Below are 17,543 nucleotides of genomic sequence, written 5' to 3' on the forward strand. Positions count from 1 at the left end.
CGTTGGGGGTGCTAGATCCTGATGCAGGAACAATGGGGTCGGGCCGGTGCCGGCACGCCCGCAAGGATGAAGGATATGAAGCAATGATCCAAACCGTTGGCATCATCGGGGCAGGGACCATGGGGAATGGCATCGCGCAGGTCTGTGCCGCGGCCGGGCTCTCGGTCGTGATGGTCGATATCTCCGATGCGGCGGTGAACCGCGGGCTTTCGACGGTCGGCGGCAGCCTCGAGCGCCTCGTCAAGAAAGAGAAGATGTCGGCGGCGGATCGCGAGGCGACGCTCAAGCGCATCACCGGCACGACCGACCGGGCGAAGCTTGCCGATTGCGACCTCGTCATCGAGGCTGCGACCGAGAACGAGGAGCTCAAGGTTAAGATCCTGAAGGACCTCTGCGCCACGCTATCGCCGCGCACGCTGATCGCGACCAACACCTCCTCGATCTCGATCACGAAGCTCGCCGCCGCGACTGATCGCCCCGATCGCTTCATCGGCATGCACTTCTTCAACCCGGTGCCGGTGATGGCGCTGCTGGAACTCATCCGCGGCTTGCAGACCTCCGACGACACCCATGCCAAGGCGCTGGATTTCGCCAAGCGCGTCGGCAAGGTGGCGATCACGGCCAAGAACAGCCCGGGCTTCGCCGTCAACCGCATCCTGTGCCCGATGATCAACGAGGCGATCTTCGCGCTCCAGGAAGGGATCGCGACGGCGGAAGAGATCGACGCCGGCATGAAGCTTGGCTGCAACCATCCGATCGGGCCGCTGGCGCTGGCCGATCTCGTCGGGCTCGACACCATGCTTTCGGTGATGGAGGTCTTTTACAAAGGCTTCAACGACCCCAAATACCGTCCAGCCCCCTTGCTCAAGGAAATGGTCGATGCCGGCCATCTCGGCCGCAAGTCCGGGCAGGGCTTCTACACCTATAGCGCCTGATCTCGGCGTCGGTGGCGGGCGTTCGGAGCATGATCCGGAAAAGTGTGTAGCGGTTTTCCGACAAGATCATGCTCAAGAAATAACGTCCGCCGCCCAATCCCGCAATTTGCGCTACGACAAAGACGCCGTTCGCAACTGGCCCGACAATGTCGAACGAGCGGCCCGCGGGAAACAACGGAACGGATAACAAAGGACATGTCGGATCGACTGAAGGCCGAGCGCGAGGCGGCGGCTGCGCGGCGGAACCTGCTGACCCAGGATGCGATCGAGCGTACCGGGATAACCGAAGAGATGATTGGGGAGCTCGTTGCCCGCTTCTACGGACGCGTGCGCGAGGATGCGCTTCTGGGACCGGTCTTCGCCATCGTGCAGAATTGGGACGAGCATCTCGCCAAGCTCAGGGATTTCTGGTCGTCGGTGGTGCTGATGAGCGGCCGCTATCACGGCTCGCCGATGCGGGCGCATATGCCGCTGAGCCTGGTCGGCGATCATTTCGACCGCTGGCTCGATCTGTTCGAACAGACCGCGCGCGAGGTCTGCCCGCCCGCGGCCGCCGCGCTGTTCATCGACAAGGCGCGCCGCATCGCGGACAGTTTTGAAATGGCGTCAGCGACGATCGCCGGCCGGATCGCTTCGCCGCGCCACATGCTGCGGTCCTGACGACCCTCTTGCCCGTAAAACGTGCGGTTGTATCGCTTCGTGGTTGCGTCGCGTGACCAGCAGCGCGCTGCACCAATACCAACATCATCGGTCTGATCTGCAAAATCATCATGCCGATCGCGCGGCGTGACGTTGAAATTGCGAAAACGCGCTTGAACGCGTTCGCTCTCACTCAATCAAAGCGAGTAAAGACATATTGATGCACTGCGGTGCCAATTCTCCGCCTTGTTTTCGGCAGAGTTGCGGCGCCTGCTAGCGCGTATGTCGAGCGCACCGTCCAACACCAAATCCTCCTCCTCCGAGATCACTGCGGGACTTGAAGCCGGTGCATGCGCGGAGCAAACGCGGCGAACGCTTCTGCTTGGTGCGCTCGCTACCTCCGCCTGCCTCGGCTGTTCCATGCAAGCGCGCGCGGACGAGGATCCGCCGGGCTCCGACGAGCGGCCGCAGAAGGGCGATCTGCTCGTCTTCTCCGAGGGCGAACAGGAAGGAAAGCTGATTACCGCGGCCAATCTTCCGGCCGGCGGACCGCCGGTTCATGCCTGGCCGAAGGACCCCAAGACATCGGTCGTGCGCAGCGCCTCGCGGCTGAACGAGATCCTGGTCATCCGGCTCGATCCCGCCGAGCTCGACGAGCAAACGAAAGCGCGTGCCGTCGACGGCATCGTCGCCTATTCGGCGATCTGTACCCATGCCGGCTGTCCCGTCACCGCCTGGGTGAAGAGCGATGCCGGCGACAAGGAGGTGTTCAAGTGCATGTGCCACAACTCCGAATACGATCCCCGCGCGGGCGCGCAGGTCGTGTTCGGGCCGGCACCGCGACGGCTCGCGGCGCTGCCGCTCGCGCTCGCTGACGGCTCGCTCAGCATCGCCGGCAACTTCATCGGAAAGGTAGGTGGCGCGCAGCCAGGATGACGGACGTGCGGGTTGTGCCCGCCTCACGAGAGGCCATCCGCCGAGGGGCGGACGACAAGAATTCAAAACAAGAATTCGAACGGATGAAAAAGGGAACGTCCATGACCAGGAAGCAATGGTTACTGTCCGGCTTCGTCGCCTTCACGTGCCTTGTCTCGACCGCCGCGGGCGCCGGCCCGATCGAGAATTATTCTCCGGTCACCGCGCAGCGGCTGGAAAATCCTGAACCCGGCAACTGGATGCTCTACCGGCGCACCTATGACGGGCAGGGCTATAGCCCGCTCGACCAGATCAACACCTCGAACGTGAAGAATCTCACGCCGGTCTGGACGTTTGCCACCGGCGTCGTCGAAGGCCACGAGGCGCCGCCGATCGTCAATAACGGCGTCATGTTCGTGGCAACGCCGATGGGGCAGGTGATCGCGCTGAACGCCAAGACCGGCGACGAATACTGGCGCTACAAGCGGCAGCTGCCCGACGATCTCTTCCAGCTGCACCCGACCAGCCGCGGCGTCGGCCTCTGGGACGACAAGCTCTATCTCGCGACCACCGACGACCACGTCGTTGCGCTCGATGCCAAGACCGGCAAGGTGGTGTGGGACACCAAGGTGCAGGACTACAAGAAGGGTCAGTACATGACCCTGATGCCGCTGATCGTCGACGGCAAGGTCATCGTCGGAGGCTCCGGCGGCGAGTTCGGCGTGCGCGGCTACGTCGCCGCCTATGATGCCAAGGACGGCAAGGAGCTGTGGCGGACCTACACCATTCCGGGCGAGGGCGAGCCGGGTCATGACACCTGGCAGGGTGACGACTGGAAGAACGGCGGCGGCTCGGCCTGGATGACTGGCAATTACGACAAGGACACCAAGACGATCTATTGGGGCGTCGGCAATGCCGCGCCGTGGCCCGGCGAGATGCATCCCGGCGACAATCTCTACACCTCGTCGGTGCTCGCGCTCGATCCCAGCAACGGCAAGATCAAGACCTACCACCAGTACCACCAGAATGATTCCTGGGATTGGGACGAGGTCGAGGCGCCGATGCTGATCGACCTGCAGCGCGACGGCCGCAGCATCAAGAGCCTGGTCCATCCGGGACGCGATGCGATCTTCTGGGTGCTGGAGCGCACGCCGACCAAGATCAACTATGTCGCCGGCTGGCCGTTCGTCTCAAATGATGTCTGGAAGGGCATCGATGAGAGCGGCAAGCCGATCGTCGATCCCGCCCACAAGCCGGTCATCGGCAAGCGCGTCGAGTTCTGTCCGTCGCTGTGGGGCGGCAAGGACTGGCCATCGGCGGCCTACAGCCAGAAGACCGGCCTCGTCTACGTGCCAGCCAACGAGAATTTCTGCGGCGGATTCACCGGCGAGAAGATTCCGCTCAAGCCCGGTGAGCTCTGGCTCGGCACCAAGCCGGAGGACATCGGCCTGAAGGCGAAGCCCGGCGCCGATCATTTCGGTGAGGTACAGGCCTGGGATCCGGCGACCGGCAAGAAGGTATGGCAGCACAACTTCCCGAAGTCGCAGATGTTCGGCTCGGTGACGGCGACCGCAGGCGATCTCATCTTCGCCGGTGGCACCAATGACCGCAACTTCCGCGCCTTCAACGCCAAGACCGGCGAACTCCTGTGGGAGCAGAAGACCAACTCCGGCATCATGGGCATGCCGATGTCCTATGAGATCGACGGCACCCAGTACGTCGCGATCCAGTCCGGCTGGGGCGTCGACGCGCAGCGTATCCAGGATGCGCTGGCGACCAACAATATCGGCATCGAATCCAATGTGCCGCAGGGTGGCGTTATCTGGGTGTTCGCGCTGAAGAAATAAGCTCCGCGGGCGGATCGACGTAGGCGGAGCAGTTGGGGGGAGCGAAGTGCGGCGGACGAAACTGTCCGCCGCACCTTGCGTGTGAGAATTCTGTCTTCCCTTCTTCCTTGCGGGAGAAGGTGGCGCGAGCCGGCGCGAGGCCACCTTGTGTTCCGGAAATGCCGCATTTTTCCTCACGACAAGCGCGGAACGCGTTTGCGCGGAGATCATGCTCAAACGATAACCTAAAGCGCTTGTGGCGCTTTAGGTTTCCAATTGCTTGCCCAGCGGAAGGCTGCGGATGCGCTTTCCTGTCGCAGCGAAGATCGCGTTCATCAGCGCCGGCGCGAAGGGCGGCACGCCGGGCTCGCCGACGCCGCTCGGTGGCGTGCCGGGCGCGGGCGGTACGATGTAGACGTTCGTTACCACAGGAGACTCGTCCATCCTGATGACCTGGAAGTCGTCAAAGTTCTTCTGCTCGACCCTGCCGTCCTTGAAAGTGACCTCGCCATACTTGGCGAGGCTCAGCCCCATGATCGCCGCGCCCTCGATCTGCGAGGCGATGCGCTCGGGGTTGACATAGCTGCCGCAGTCGATCGCGGTGTCGACCCGCGGCACCGCCAACTTGCCCTTGTCGTCGATAGCCACCTCGACGATGGTCGCGATGTAGCTGACGAAGCTGCGGTGCACGGCAATGCCGAGGCCGTGGCCCTTGGGCACCTGACGGCCCCACTCGCCCTTCTCGGCGACAAGCTCGACCACCTTGCGCAGGCGTGCGGTATCGATCGGGTAGCTGTCGAAGGGCTCGCCATAGTTCCACAAGTCCTTCACCGCCGGCTTGACGATCCGGGGCGTACCGATCAGCGCGAGCAGAGTCTCCTTCTGGTCGCGGCCGGTCGCATGCGCGATCTCGCCGACCATGGACTGCACCGCGAATGCGCGCGGGATGTTCGAGACCGAGCGGAACCAGCCGATACGTGTATGCGCGGCCGCTTCCGGGTTCTCGCAGGAGATGTTGGCGATCTCGAACGGCATGTCGACGAGGCCCATCCCAAGCTCGAAAGGTGCCGCGTGGTTTGCGCCGGCGGCGAAGGTCGAAGCGATGCTGGGTGCCACGCTGCGGTGGCGCCAGGCGATTACCTTGCCGTCCTTGTCCAGCCCCGCCTCGATCCGCTCGACCGAGACGGTGTGCAGGAAGTCGTGGTGGAGGTCGTCATCGCGCGTCCATTGCACCTTCACGGGCGCGCCGAGTTCCCTCGACAGCAGCGCGGCCTCGAGAGCGAAGTCGCATTTCGACTTGCGGCCGAAGCCGCCGCCGAGCAGCGTCACGTTGACGGTGACATTGTCCTCGGGGATACCCAGCGTCTTGGCGACGTCCTCGCGGGTGCCGCCGGGGCTCTGCACCGGCGCCCAGATCTCCGCCTTGTCGCCCTTGACGTCGGCGACCGCGACCGGCGGCTCCATGCTGACATGAGCGAGATGCGGCAGATAATATTCACCGACGACGACCTTGTCGGCGCCCTTTAGAGCGGCGTCGGCGTCGCCCTCCTGGCGCACGACGAGGCCGGGCTTGCGCGCAGCCTCCTCGAGCTCCTTGCGATAGGCGACCGAGTCGTATTTGCCGTTAGCGCCGTCATCCCAGACCAGCTTCAGCGCGTCGCGGCCCTTGATCGCCGCACCGGTGTTACGTGCGATCACGGCGACTCCGCCAAGCGGCTGGAATTTCGACGGCCACGGCCAGCCGCGCGCCTGCAGCACCTTCTCGACTCCTGGCACCTTCAGCGCTGCGTCCGGATCGAACGAGACCAGCTTGCCTCCGGTCACCGGCGGGCGCGCGATCACGGCATACTTCATGCCAGATAGTCGCACGTCGGCGCCGTAACGCGCCTTCCCGGTGGTGATGTCGTGGAGGTCGACGATGCTGACCTGGCCCTTGGTCAGATAGCGGAAGTCCTTGGGGTCCTTCAGCTTGAGGCCTTCGATGCTCGGCACCGATTCCTTGGCGGCATCGGCCGCGAGCTCGCCGAAGCCGAGCTTGCGTCCGCTGGCGCTGTGGACGACCTCGTGATTGACAGCCTTGACCTCGGTCGCCGGCACGCCCCAGCGCTTTGCCGCGGCCTGCTCCAGCATGATGCGGGCGGAAGCGCCGATCTGGCGCATCGGGATCAGGTAATGCCGCGTGCTGCGCGAGCCGTCGGTGTCCTGGTTGCCGTACTTGACCTCGTCGCCATGAGCCTGTTCTACCTTCACCCGGGACCAGTCGGCTTCCATCTCCTCCGCCACGATCAGCGGCAGGCTGGTGCGCACGCCGGTTCCCATCTCGGCGCGGTGGGCGATGATCGTGACGGTGCCGTCGGAGGCGACCGCGACGAAGACGCGCGGATCGACCACCACGCCATGAGGCATCTTGCCGGCGCCGGTCTCATAGGCAAACGCCTGGCGCGACATCACGGGCGCGGCCAGCACGAAGGCGCCGCTCACGCCGAGTCCCTTCAGGATACTGCGGCGCGAGACCTTCTCGACACGGATGTTCTTTTCGAAGCCACGAAGCTTCCCGGGGTTGTCGATGAAATTCATGTCACACTCCCGTCGATGCGAGATGGACGGCGTTCTCGATGCGCTGGTAGCAGCCGCAGCGGCAGATGTTTCCGGACATCCCCTGCCGGATCTGGTCGTGCGAGGGTTTGGGGTTGTCCATCAGCAGTGCGGCGGCCTGCATGATCTGGCCGGCCTGGCAAAAGCCGCATTGGGGTACGTTGAGCTGGCGCCAGGCCTTCTGGACGGGATGATCGCCGTTCGGATGCAGTCCCTCGATCGTGATGACCTCGCGCCCCGCGACGTCGTTGACCGACGTGATGCAGGCGCGCACCGCTTCCTTGTCGACGATGACTGTGCAGGCGCCGCACAGGGCCTCGCCGCAGCCATACTTGGTGCCGGTGAGCCCGGCCTCGTCACGCAGGAACCAGAGTAACGAGAGACTAGGGTCGCCGTCCCAGCTCTGTTCCTGGCCGTTGATCTTCAACTTGATCATGATCGTCCCTTGCTCTTCATAAGCTTGCCGATTCTGGGATTTTCCGACGTCGGCCGGCGCAAAGCCGTTGCGTCGTGTCCCCGCATCCCCGCCCGTTATCCTGCGCGGGCAGATCCCGGCAGGAGGCTGGAATGCGAGTTGAAATGTCCGGATGTGCTCGATACCTCCCGTCTTGTTCTTGATTGATTGTATGTTCGCACGGCCGGCCCGACGTTCACAGCCAAATGTTCTCACTTGGCAAAGATTGCATCGATGGTTTGTCAAAAGCAGGGCGCGGCACTACGCAGCGCGCCTGCGAAGTCGGCGCAACAAAAAAGCTTCGTCCGCCAGGATCACTGCGCGGACGAAGCAGTATGCCTCAGTCGAGGGAGGGAGAAACGCAGGGACGCGGACTTCAAGCAGGAAGCGGCGGCACTGCGCAGTCATTCAGAGACCAGGACTGAGGGAGCTCACGGCCCTCACATACGCGACATAGGCGGAGTGTACGGCGGCGCGTCGCCGCGAGAATCCAGGGGCAATGCCCATCCGGCTCGCTGGCGTTGGTTGAGACCAGCGAGCCGGGGGGGCGTGGCGAACGTCTGGCGTCTTGCTCAGGCGGCCTTGGCTTTCGCCACGTGGGTCGCGATGGCGTCCATCAGCGCCGGCGACAGACAGTCATAGGGCTCGAGCCCGATTTCCTTCAGCCGCGCACGGATGCCCGCCATCTGCTCCGGCTTCACGCCCGATTCGATCACGGAGGAGACGAAGGCGGCGAATTGCGGCGCCTGCGAGCCCTGCTCCTGGAACAGCTCGGGATGGATGAAGTCGAGGCCATAGAACGGATGGTTCTTGTTCTCGATGCGGCCGTACATGTGCGTGCCGCAGGCCTTGCAGGCGTGGCGCTGGATCACCGCGGAGGCATCGACGATCTGGAGCTTGTCGCCGTTCTCGAGCACGGTGAGGTTCTGCCGCGGCACCACCGCGACGACCGAGAAGGTCGCGCCCTGCGGCTTCCAGCACTTGGTGCAGCCACAGGCGTGGTTGTGGGCGACATCGCCCTTGATGCCGACCTTGACCGGGTGGTCCGTGCATTTGCAGACCAGCGTACCGCCGGCAAAGCTGCCGCTGCCCTGTTTGACGCCGTTGTCGATCGAGGGATGGAGTGCAACAGTCATGGGTCGATCCTCCTTTGGGTGTGACGCTCTTGAACTAGAACACGACGACTGAACGGATGGATTTGCCCTCGTGCATCAGCTCGAAGCCCTTGTTGATCTCTTCGAGCTTGAGCACGTGGGTGATCATCGGATCGATCTGGATTTTTCCGTTCATGTACCAGTCGACGATCTTCGGCACGTCGGTGCGGCCGCGCGCGCCGCCGAAGGCCGTGCCGCGCCAGTTGCGCCCGGTGACGAGCTGGAACGGGCGGGTGGCGATCTCCTTGCCGGCTTCGGCGACGCCGATGATGATCGAGGTGCCCCAGCCGCGATGGCAGGCCTCCAGCGCCTGGCGCATCACCGTGGTGTTGCCGGTGCAGTCGAAGGTATAGTCGGCGCCGCCGTCGGTGAGGCCGACCAGATGCTGGACGATGTCGCCGGTGACCTTCTTCGGGTTGACGAAGTGGGTCATGCCGAACCGCTTACCCCAATCTTCCTTGGAGTCGTTGATGTCGACGCCGATGATCTTGTCGGCGCCGGCCATCTTGGCACCCTGGATCACGTTGAGGCCGATGCCGCCGAGGCCGAACACGACCACGTTCGAGCCCGGCTCGACTTTCGCGGTGTTGACGACGGCGCCGACGCCGGTGGTGACGCCGCAGCCGATGTAGCAGCTCTTGTCGAACGGCGCGTCCTCGCGGATCTTCGCCACCGCGATCTCCGGCAGCACGGTGAAGTTCGAGAAGGTCGAGCAGCCCATGTAGTGGTAGATCGGCTTGCCCTTGTAGGAAAAGCGGCTGGTTCCGTCGGGCATCACGCCCTTGCCCTGCGTCGCGCGGATCGCGGTGCAGAGATTGGTCTTCTGGCTCAGGCAGCTTTTGCACTGCCGGCATTCCGGCGTGTAGAGCGGAATGACGTGGTCGCCCGGCTTCACCGAGGTCACGCCTGCGCCGATCTCGCGGATGATACCGGCGCCTTCATGGCCCAGGATCGACGGGAAGATTCCCTCGCTGTCGAAGCCGTCGAGCGTGTAGGCGTCGGTATGGCAGATGCCCGTCGCCTTGATCTCGACCAGGACTTCGCCGGCCTTCGGTCCTTCCAGATCGACTTCGACGATCTCGAGCGGCTTCTTGGCTTCGAAAGCAACGGCGGCACGTGTCTTCATCGTAAACTCCTCAAATTCTTCTGGAGATGCCAAGAACTAAGTCTCGGCCAAGCTCCAAACGTTCACTTCTTGCCCATGCACGAGTCTTCATTCTTGGTATAGGCTTCGTTCTTGTCCTCGTGCTTGTTTGGTCGGGCGCGGCCCCAGGACTCGTTGGAGCGGGCGCGCAGATAGACGTAGAGATCGTCCATGTAGCAGGCGACGTTCGGGTTATCGCCGAAGGCCGGCATCACGTTCTCCGAGGCGGTCGAGATGTTCTTGCGGCCGGAGGCGACGATGCCGATGAAATCGGCATAGCTCATGGTCTTGAGCGAATCCTTCAGCGCCGGCGCATAGGTCGAGCCCATTCCATCCGGGCCATGGCACACATGGCAGTCCGAGTGATAACGGCGGTATCCGGAATAGGTGTACCAGTCCACGGTCCCGTCGGAGACCTTGTAGGTCGGGTTTCCATCCTTATCGAGCCATTCGCCCGTTTCGTTCTGCTTGACGGCAGTCGGGTCGCCCGAGCCGTCCGCGACAGCAATTCCCCCGGACGCAACGAAGATCATCGCAGCAATGACAGAGCAGATTTTACGCAAGAGGTTTTCCTCGAAGGCGTTCGGTGGAGACGAACCGGCGCGTGGAGTTGATCCACGCGCCGGAGCGATACAGAGTTGAGGCTAGTTCGCTGCCGGCAGCGCGAACACGGTCAGCGTACCGCCGAGCGCCGTGTAGTTGCTGAGAGCTGCGTAGCCGCCGACTGCGCCGAGACCGGCGGTCGGATCGGTGAGGCCCGCTGCCAGGCCGATGCCGGCCCAGCCACCCACGCCGGAGAGTACGGCGACGTACTGCTTGCCGCCGTTCTCAAAGGTGGTGACGTTGCCGATGATGCCGGACGGAGTCTTGAACTTGTAGAGCTCCTTGCCGGTCTTGGCGTCGACAGCCTTCAGGTAGCCTTCGAGCGTGCCGTAGAAGACTACGTTGCCGGCTGTCGCGAGCGCACCCGACCAGACCGAGAACTGCTCCTTGTTCGACCAGACGATCTTGCCGGTCTTGCCGTCCCAGGCGATGAAGTTGCCCATGTTGCTTTCACCCGGCGGCGGATACATCGAGAGCGTCGCGCCCACATAGGGCTGGCCCGCGGTGTAGCTCACCTTGAACGGTTCGTAGTCCATGCAGACGTGGTTGGTCGGAACGTAGAACAGCTGCGTCTCCGGCGAGTAGGCCGCCGGCTGCTCGTCCTTGGTGCCGAGCGCGGCCGGGCAGATGCCCTTCACGTTGTGGTCCTCACCCGCCTTGTCGGTCGAAGCTGCATCGAGCACCTTCGGGCGGCCATAGGTCGGCGAGTTCTTGTCCATGTCGACGCCGGAGGTCCAGTTCACCTTCGGATCGTACTTTTCGGCGACCAGCAGTTCGCCAGTGGCGCGATCGAGCGTATAGCCGAGGCCGTTACGATCGAAATGGGTCAGCAGCTTGCGCGGCTGGCCGTTGATCTGCTGATCCGAGAGGATCATCTCGTTGACGCCGTCATAGTCCCACTCGTCGTGGGGCGTCATCTGATAGACCCACTTGGCAACGCCGGTATCCGGGTTACGCGCCCAGATCGTCATCGACCACTTGTTGTCGCCGGGTCGCTGTTTCGGATTCCAGGTCGATGGGTTGCCCGATCCGTAATAGATCAGGTTTAGCTCGGGATCGTAGGAGATCCAGCCCCATGTGGCACCGCCGCCGATCTTCCACTGATCGCCTTGCCATGTCTTGAGGCTGGAGTCCTTGCCCACTGGCTTGCCGAGTGCGGTGGTCTTCTCGGGGTCGACCAGAATCTGGTTATCCGGCCCTTCCGAATATCCGCGCCAGACCTCCTTGCCGGTCTTGATGTCGTAGGCGGTCATATGAGCCTGGACACCGAATTCGCCGCCGGAGATGCCTATGAGCACCTTGTCCTTGATGACCATGGGCGCTGACGTGCCGGTCTCGCCCTTGCTCGGATCGCCATTCTTGGCGGTCCAGGCAACCTGGCCGGTCTTGGCATCGAGTGCGACGAGGGTGGTATCGGCTTGATGCAGGAAGATCTTGCCGTCGCCGTAGGCGAGGCCGCGGTTAACCGTGTCGCAGCACATCACCGGGATGACGTTCGGATCCTGCTTCGGCTCGTACTTCCAGACGATCTTGTTCTCGTTGGAAAGGTCAATGGCGTAGACCTTGTTCGGGAACGGCGTGTGGACGTACATGATGTTGCCGATGATCAGCGGGCCGCCCTCGTGGCCGCGCAGCACGCCGGTCGAGAAGGTCCAGGCGACCTGAAGCTTGCCGACGTTCTGCGAGTTGATCTGGTTCAGCTTGGAGTAGCGGGTATTGGCATAGTCGCCGGTCGGCATCACCCAGTCTTTCGGGTTCTGCGACATCTTGATCAGCTCGTCATTGGCTGACGCGCTCCCGACGGCGAGAGCCGCCGCGGAGCCAAGAAAGGTCGCCAATAGCACCTTGCGCATAGTTATTCCTCCGTTGGTCTCGTTTATTGTTTCCAAAGCATTGCTCAATCACCGGACTTCTCGTCCGGCGTCTGCTCGTGCAGGGCGGTCACGTTGGGGACCAGAAACGATGCTGTGCTGTTTCCCTCCTCCTGATGAGAGCCACGGGTCCACGTGCAGGGGCGGCCCGTTCTTGTTGTTCCTGCCGCAATCCGTAACGACTTCGCCATCGGGAAACTTGCCCAAGAGCGAAGCTGGTTTGCTCGACAGCGCACGGAGGCGAAGTTTTTGATTTTGCAGTAGCGAATTCAGCAGCTTCGGCGCCGAGTGGTGCGGCGCTCAACGCTCATGTACCCCTTGACGGCGCTGCGACTAAGGCGGAGGATTAACTTTCAAGGGTGGCGCACGTTCCAAAAGATCGCCCAAATTTGAGGTAAACGTCACGCAATCATGGCTGAGGGCTCCGGCAGAGCTGGTCCCGACTCGCGTCGAATCTCCGGATGAAAACCAGTGGCTGGATTAATGCCCGACACAATTCACACGCTCTCGACGACCGGACTGACGCCGAAGCGGCAGATTCAGAGCTGGGTCGACGGGCTGACGAGCCTGTGCGGGCACTTCGACGTCGATCCGCTGGAGGCGTCCTCGCTCGAAGGCCGCATCGACTACACTACAGTCTCGCGCCTGAAGCTCTGCCAGATCGAGGTGAGCCAGCATCGCATCGCGCACACGCTGGCGCGCGCCAAGGGCAATGAACACCCGTACATAAAAATCCACTTCCAGACCTACGGCGTGTCCTATTTCGAGCAGGAAGGCCGCCACATCGAGCTGAACCCCGGCGACATCCTGGCCTATGACGTTTCCTGTCCGCATCTGATCATCAGCCCCGCCTTCACACGCCACGACGTGGTGATCGTGCCGAAGGCGCTGCTGCGGGACCGCGGCTTCCCGTCGCAGCGGATGCCGGCCTGCAAATTGTCGGCGAAGACAGGTACGGGGCGGATCGCCCATGATTTCGTCCATGCCACCTTCGACGAAGCGGCAAAGCTGTCGGCGAACAGCGCGGTCGGTGTCGCCGACTCGCTGATCGACCTCTTGCTGCTGCCGCTGCGCGAAGCCGATACGATGTTTGATCGCGTCGGGCCCGAGGCGATGTATGTGCGCGCGCAGTTCTTCATCCGCGAGCATTTGCGCGATCCGGATCTGTGCATCGACCAGATATCCGCCGAGCTCGGCTGCTCCAAGCGCTATCTGCACATGCTGTTCAGCGAGCGCGGCACCACGGTGAGCGACTACATCTGGCAGGCACGCCTGCAGAACTGCCGTCAGGAGCTCGAGGCGCACGCCGGCAAGACCATCACTGACGTCGCGTTCTCCTGGGGCTTCTCCAGCTCATCGCATTTCAGCCGCGTGTTCCGGAAATATTTCGGCGTGGTGCCGTCCTCAATCCACAAGGCGCAGCACGGCGCTTTAGCCGCAGACGAGCGTTAGGCAGACCGGGGCGCAGCCCTCTTGCCAGGCATTCAGTGCCTTGTTGTTTAAGGAATTGGCATGAAGGCGGGGCGCCGGATCTGCAACGGCGAAGGCCGCGCGCAGTGACGGCAGCCGCCGCAATTGCGTTGTCGCTCAGCCCGACGTGGCGATATAGGGAATGCCGGCCACGAGAGCGACGAGAAGCACCGCGTTGCACAGCATTCCGCTCCAATGCAATCGCCGCAGCCGACGCGGAGCTTCGGTGTCGCCTGCGTCCCTCGCGCTGAGCTGTTGGTCTATCCGCGGCATGAACCAGCGGCGTCCGCAGATCGCGAAAGCGGCAATCAGACCGACACCGGCCGCAGAGACAAACCGACCGGCGACGATGAGCGCCAGCGTCCCGGCGACGCCGGCAACGCTCATCACCAGGAAGTGGATGTTGAACATCCCGCGCAATAGCTGGGCGACGGGCTGGATGTCGAGCTTCACCAGCAGGAAGGCCGGCGACGCCAGCGTGAAATAGCCCATCGGAAAGAGCAGAATAATCATGACGGCTATGGCGATGGCATCCGGTGTCATGCGATAGGCCTTTCTCGTCCGCCCCGATGAGGGCTTCCTGTCGCGGCGCACGATCATAGCTGGCAAATCCGTCTTCGCCACTCCGCTTTGGTCGGATGCCCGATGAAATAGCATCGGGCCGACGACGATCAACGCGCGTCGATGCCGTTGCGCCCGACCGCCTTCCACACCCACCGTCATTCCGGGATGCGTGCGCAGCACGCAGGCCCGGAATCCATCGGGCCGCGTGTGGTGTGGAGGAATGGATTCCGGGTTCGCCCTGTGGGCGCCCCGGAATGACTGCCTACCTCACCGCTGAATGATCTTCATCCAGACATCGCCGAGGATCGCGGGTTCGCGCGGCGGCAGGTAGGTGAGGCCGGCCTGCTTGCCGAATGCGGCGATCTTGCCTTCCGCGGCGAGCTCCGTCAGCGCCTTGTTGACGGCATCGATCAGTGCGCCATCGTTCGCAAGCCCGACATAGCCGCGATTGGCGCCGATCGGATAATAGTAGCCGGAGGCGGTGATTGCCGTGTCGGGATGCGCGGCGCGATGGGCGTCGTAACGGGCGAGGTCGATCAGCGTCGCATCATAGCCGCCGCGCTGAAGTGCGCCGAGGAGGTCGTCGCGGCCGGGGACAAGATGGGTGATGTTGTCGATCAGGCGTCCCTTGTCGAACGTCATCAGGATGGCATCTCCGAGTGAGCCGCTCTCGATCGCGAGGCGAAGGCCTGCAAGATCGCCGATGTCGCCGATCTTGCGGCCCTGCGCCTTCGGCCCGAGCACGACCGTCATTGGCGAATAGACGTAAGGCTGGCTCGGCGCGAGCACGCTGAGCGCGACGCGGCGGCGCCGGTCGTCGCGCGTGGCCCCACTGAAGTCCGGCAAGCGCGCCGTCTTCATCCCGGGGGCGGCCAGCGAGTCTGTTGTCAGCGCATAGCCGCCGACGAGCGAACAGCGACCGTCGGAGAGCAAGGCGTTGGCCTCAAGCTGCGGGCCCGAATCCTCGTCGAGCTTACTCTCGAACCACTGGATCTTGAGCGGCCGTCCCATCCGGTCCGCGATCGCCTGCGCCAGCAGCACGTCGAACCCAGCGTCCGGCTTGCCCTTGTGATGCATCGAGAGTGGCGGCCGGTCCTCGTCGAGGCAGACCTTCAGTGGATCATCGGCCGCATGTGCGGTCGTGGCCGCCGCCACGAGGACCACAGTAGCGCTCCACGCAACGAGCCAGCGCCTCATGGCTTCCTCCGGCTGGAGATGAAGGCCCAGAGGTCCCCGATCTGGTCGTCGTTAAGTATGTCCCCCCAGGGCGGCATCCTGTTGTTCTTGCCGTTCTTCACCGTGGTGATGAAGCGTGTCTTGTCGTCGGGGAAGGCGCGCAGGTCCGGGGTGATGGTGCCGGAGTTCATCAAATTGGGGCCGTGGCAGTGCGAGCATTTCTCGGCGTAGGTCGACTTGCCATGGTCGATCTGTGCCTGCAGGGGATTGCCGGTTGCGTCATCCGCGGCACGGACGGTCGCCGCAAGCGCGACCATCAGCACCGCGACGGCGGCGAGGATCGCCGCCGTCTTGTGAGATATTTCTCTCAGCATCTGGCCGTGGTTACTGCTTGACCGCAAAAACCCACAGCGAGCCGCCGGGCGGCACTTTGGCAAGACGCTCGTCGCCGGAGAACAGCGAGTAGACGCCGCCATAGCCAGAAGTGACGGCGACGTACTGCACGCCGTCCTGCTGCCAGGTCACCGGTTGCCCCTCGATGCCGGAGCCGGTCTGGAACTGCCAGAGCTTCTTGCCGGTGTCGGCGTCGAATGCCTCGAACTCGCCGGTCAGCGCGCCCGTGAACACGACGCCGCCCGCGGTCGACAGCACGCCGGAGAAGCGCGGGATGTCGCTAGGTGCCTCCCACTTCGCCTTGCCGGTCATGGGGTCGATCGCCTTGAGGTGGCCGCGCGGACCGTCACCCCATTCCCAGGGATCAGTGAGGTCCATGCCGAGATACCATTCGCCCTGCTTGAAGGTGACGGGCTCGGTCTTGTACCTGCCGCCGAAGGCGAGCGTGTTGGCATAGGCGAGGCCGGTCTGCGGATTGAACGACATCGGCTCCCAGTTCTTGCCGCCGAGGATCGACGGATAAACCGTGACCTTCTTGCCTTCCCGAGCGCCGGTGGTGACGTCGGTTTCGATCGGACGTCCGGTCTTCATGTCGATGCCAGTCGCCCAATTCACCTTCACGTAGGGATTGGCCGCGAGCAGCTTTCCGTTGGTACGGTCGAGCACGTAGAAGAAGCCGTTGCGGTTGGCATCCATCAGCACCTTGGTCGGCTTACCCTCGACATTCATGTCGGCGAGGACCATCTCGGCCACGGAGTCGTAGTCGAACGGATTGTTCGGCGAGAACTGGTAATGCCACTTGATCTTGCCGGTCTTGGGATCCATCGCCAGCACGGAGCAGGTGTAGAGGTTATCGCCGGGACGCACGGCCGAATTGAATGGGCCGGGATTGCCGATGCCCCAATAGACCGTGTTCAGCTCGGGATCGTAGGAGCCCGTGATCCAGGTCGAGCCGCCGCCGAGCTTCCAGGTGTCGCCCTTCCAGGTGTCGCCGCCGGGCTCGTCCGGCGATGGGATCGAATAGGTGCGCCACAGATGCTTGCCCGTTGCCGGATCCCAGCCGTCGATGAAGCCGCGGGTGCCGAACTCGGCGCCGGAGATGCCGGTAATGACGACACCGTCGGCGACCAGCGGGGCCACCGTCATCGAATAGCCTTCCTTGACGTCGGCCGCCTTCTGCCGCCACAGCTCCTTGCCGTCCTTGGCATCGAGCGCGATCACGTTGGCGTCGAGGGTGGTACGGAACACCTTGCCGTCGTAAAGCGCGGCGCCGCGATTGATGATGCCGCAGCACACGATGCGCGGCGTCTCGGCGGGATATTCGATCTTGGATTTCCAGATCTGCTTGCCGGTCTTGGCATCGACCGCCATGGTCGCGTTGTGCGAGGTCACGTAGATTACGCCCTGGTACACCAGCGGCTGCGATTCCTCGCTGCGATCGTCGTTGAAGCTGTAGTTCCAGACCGGGACGAGATTCTTGATGGTGTCCTTGTTGATCTGCTTCAGGGTCGAGAAGCGCTGCAGATTGTAGCCCATCCCGTAGTTGAGAACGTTCGATGTATCGGTTGCACCCTTGACCAATTGTTCGGTCGTTTGTGCGCTCGCAACCGAGCATGCGGATATGACGAGGCTCGCGGCCATCGCAAAGCGTTTCATCCGTTCCTCCCAATATGCGCGCCTTTTGACGCTGCGAGAGCAACACTCGGCCCGATTGCAAAAGTCGTCAATATGAAAGTCGAAAGCGAGTTGCCGATTTGTTGGACGCCAGATGCCAGGCTTCGCGCGGTAATCCTCGAGAAATTTT

General features: G+C 63.1%; 15 protein-coding genes. 5 read left to right on the top strand and 10 right to left on the bottom strand.

Annotated features, from left to right (window positions below):
* Nucleotides 1-83: 83 nt before the first annotated feature.
* The 4 genes from AC629_RS19720 to AC629_RS19735 all read left to right on the top strand — a co-directional run bounded on the left by AC629_RS19720 (nt 84) and on the right by AC629_RS19735 (nt 4,336).
* Complete coding sequence (locus tag AC629_RS19720; RefSeq protein ID WP_084806688.1) at nt 84-935, top strand: 3-hydroxybutyryl-CoA dehydrogenase; 852 nt, start codon at nt 84-86, stop codon at nt 933-935.
* Nucleotides 936-1,130: 195 nt separating this feature from the next.
* Complete coding sequence (locus tag AC629_RS19725) at nt 1,131-1,595, top strand: group III truncated hemoglobin (protein WP_084806689.1); 465 nt, start codon at nt 1,131-1,133, stop codon at nt 1,593-1,595.
* Nucleotides 1,596-1,856: 261 nt separating this feature from the next.
* Nucleotides 1,857-2,510 (top strand): QcrA and Rieske domain-containing protein, encoded by a 654-nt coding sequence (locus AC629_RS19730; RefSeq protein ID WP_084806690.1) that lies wholly within the window; start codon nt 1,857-1,859, stop codon nt 2,508-2,510.
* A gap of 101 nt (nt 2,511-2,611) precedes the next feature.
* Nucleotides 2,612-4,336: a methanol/ethanol family PQQ-dependent dehydrogenase gene (locus AC629_RS19735; RefSeq protein WP_143199276.1), complete on the top strand. Its 1,725-nt coding sequence runs from the start codon at nt 2,612-2,614 to the stop codon at nt 4,334-4,336.
* Nucleotides 4,337-4,579: 243 nt separating this feature from the next.
* Here the strand turns inward: AC629_RS19735 and AC629_RS19740 are convergent, their stop codons facing one another.
* The 6 genes from AC629_RS19740 to xoxF5 form a co-directional block, all read right to left on the bottom strand.
* Nucleotides 4,580-6,892 (bottom strand): xanthine dehydrogenase family protein molybdopterin-binding subunit, encoded by a 2,313-nt coding sequence (locus tag AC629_RS19740; protein ID WP_084806692.1) that lies wholly within the window; start codon nt 6,890-6,892, stop codon nt 4,580-4,582.
* Between the two features lies 1 nt (nt 6,893).
* Nucleotides 6,894-7,346, bottom strand: coding sequence for a (2Fe-2S)-binding protein (locus AC629_RS19745; RefSeq protein ID WP_084806693.1), 453 nt, complete (start codon nt 7,344-7,346; stop codon nt 6,894-6,896).
* Nucleotides 7,347-7,936: 590 nt separating this feature from the next.
* Nucleotides 7,937-8,500: an S-(hydroxymethyl)glutathione synthase gene (gene gfa, locus AC629_RS19750; RefSeq protein WP_084806694.1), complete on the bottom strand. Its 564-nt coding sequence runs from the start codon at nt 8,498-8,500 to the stop codon at nt 7,937-7,939.
* A gap of 34 nt (nt 8,501-8,534) precedes the next feature.
* Nucleotides 8,535-9,644 carry an S-(hydroxymethyl)glutathione dehydrogenase/class III alcohol dehydrogenase gene (locus tag AC629_RS19755; protein WP_084806695.1) on the bottom strand — a complete coding sequence of 370 codons (1,110 nt, stop codon included), beginning with the start codon at nt 9,642-9,644 and terminating at the stop codon, nt 8,535-8,537.
* A gap of 62 nt (nt 9,645-9,706) precedes the next feature.
* Nucleotides 9,707-10,195, bottom strand: a complete 489-nt coding sequence (locus tag AC629_RS19760) for a c-type cytochrome, methanol metabolism-related (protein WP_084806696.1) — start codon at nt 10,193-10,195, stop codon at nt 9,707-9,709.
* A gap of 111 nt (nt 10,196-10,306) precedes the next feature.
* Entirely contained in the window at nt 10,307-12,118 is a 1,812-nt protein-coding gene (xoxF5, locus tag AC629_RS19765; protein ID WP_084806697.1) for a lanthanide-dependent methanol dehydrogenase XoxF5, read from the bottom strand.
* A 501-nt stretch (nt 12,119-12,619) separates the two neighbouring features.
* On the opposite strand from xoxF5, the gene AC629_RS19770 reads away from it, so the two are divergent.
* Nucleotides 12,620-13,588: a helix-turn-helix domain-containing protein gene (locus tag AC629_RS19770; RefSeq protein WP_084806698.1), complete on the top strand. Its 969-nt coding sequence runs from the start codon at nt 12,620-12,622 to the stop codon at nt 13,586-13,588.
* A 135-nt stretch (nt 13,589-13,723) separates the two neighbouring features.
* Here the strand turns inward: AC629_RS19770 and AC629_RS19775 are convergent, their stop codons facing one another.
* From AC629_RS19775 to AC629_RS19790, 4 genes are all read right to left on the bottom strand, one after another.
* Nucleotides 13,724-14,149, bottom strand: a complete 426-nt coding sequence (locus tag AC629_RS19775; RefSeq protein WP_084806703.1) for a hypothetical protein — start codon at nt 14,147-14,149, stop codon at nt 13,724-13,726.
* Between the two features lie 288 nt (nt 14,150-14,437).
* Nucleotides 14,438-15,367, bottom strand: coding sequence for a substrate-binding periplasmic protein (locus tag AC629_RS19780; RefSeq protein WP_084806699.1), 930 nt, complete (start codon nt 15,365-15,367; stop codon nt 14,438-14,440).
* Nucleotides 15,364-15,720 carry a c-type cytochrome gene (locus AC629_RS19785; protein ID WP_084806700.1) on the bottom strand — a complete coding sequence of 119 codons (357 nt, stop codon included), beginning with the start codon at nt 15,718-15,720 and terminating at the stop codon, nt 15,364-15,366. The genes AC629_RS19780 and AC629_RS19785 overlap by 4 nt, the downstream gene beginning before the upstream one ends.
* 10 nt (nt 15,721-15,730) lie before the next feature.
* Entirely contained in the window at nt 15,731-17,395 is a 1,665-nt protein-coding gene (locus AC629_RS19790) for a methanol/ethanol family PQQ-dependent dehydrogenase (RefSeq protein WP_084806701.1), read from the bottom strand.
* Nucleotides 17,396-17,543 lie beyond the last annotated feature (148 nt).

Source organism: Bradyrhizobium sp. NAS80.1, assembly GCF_001908205.1.
In the GTDB taxonomy this organism is placed as follows: Bacteria; Pseudomonadota; Alphaproteobacteria; order Rhizobiales; family Xanthobacteraceae; genus Bradyrhizobium.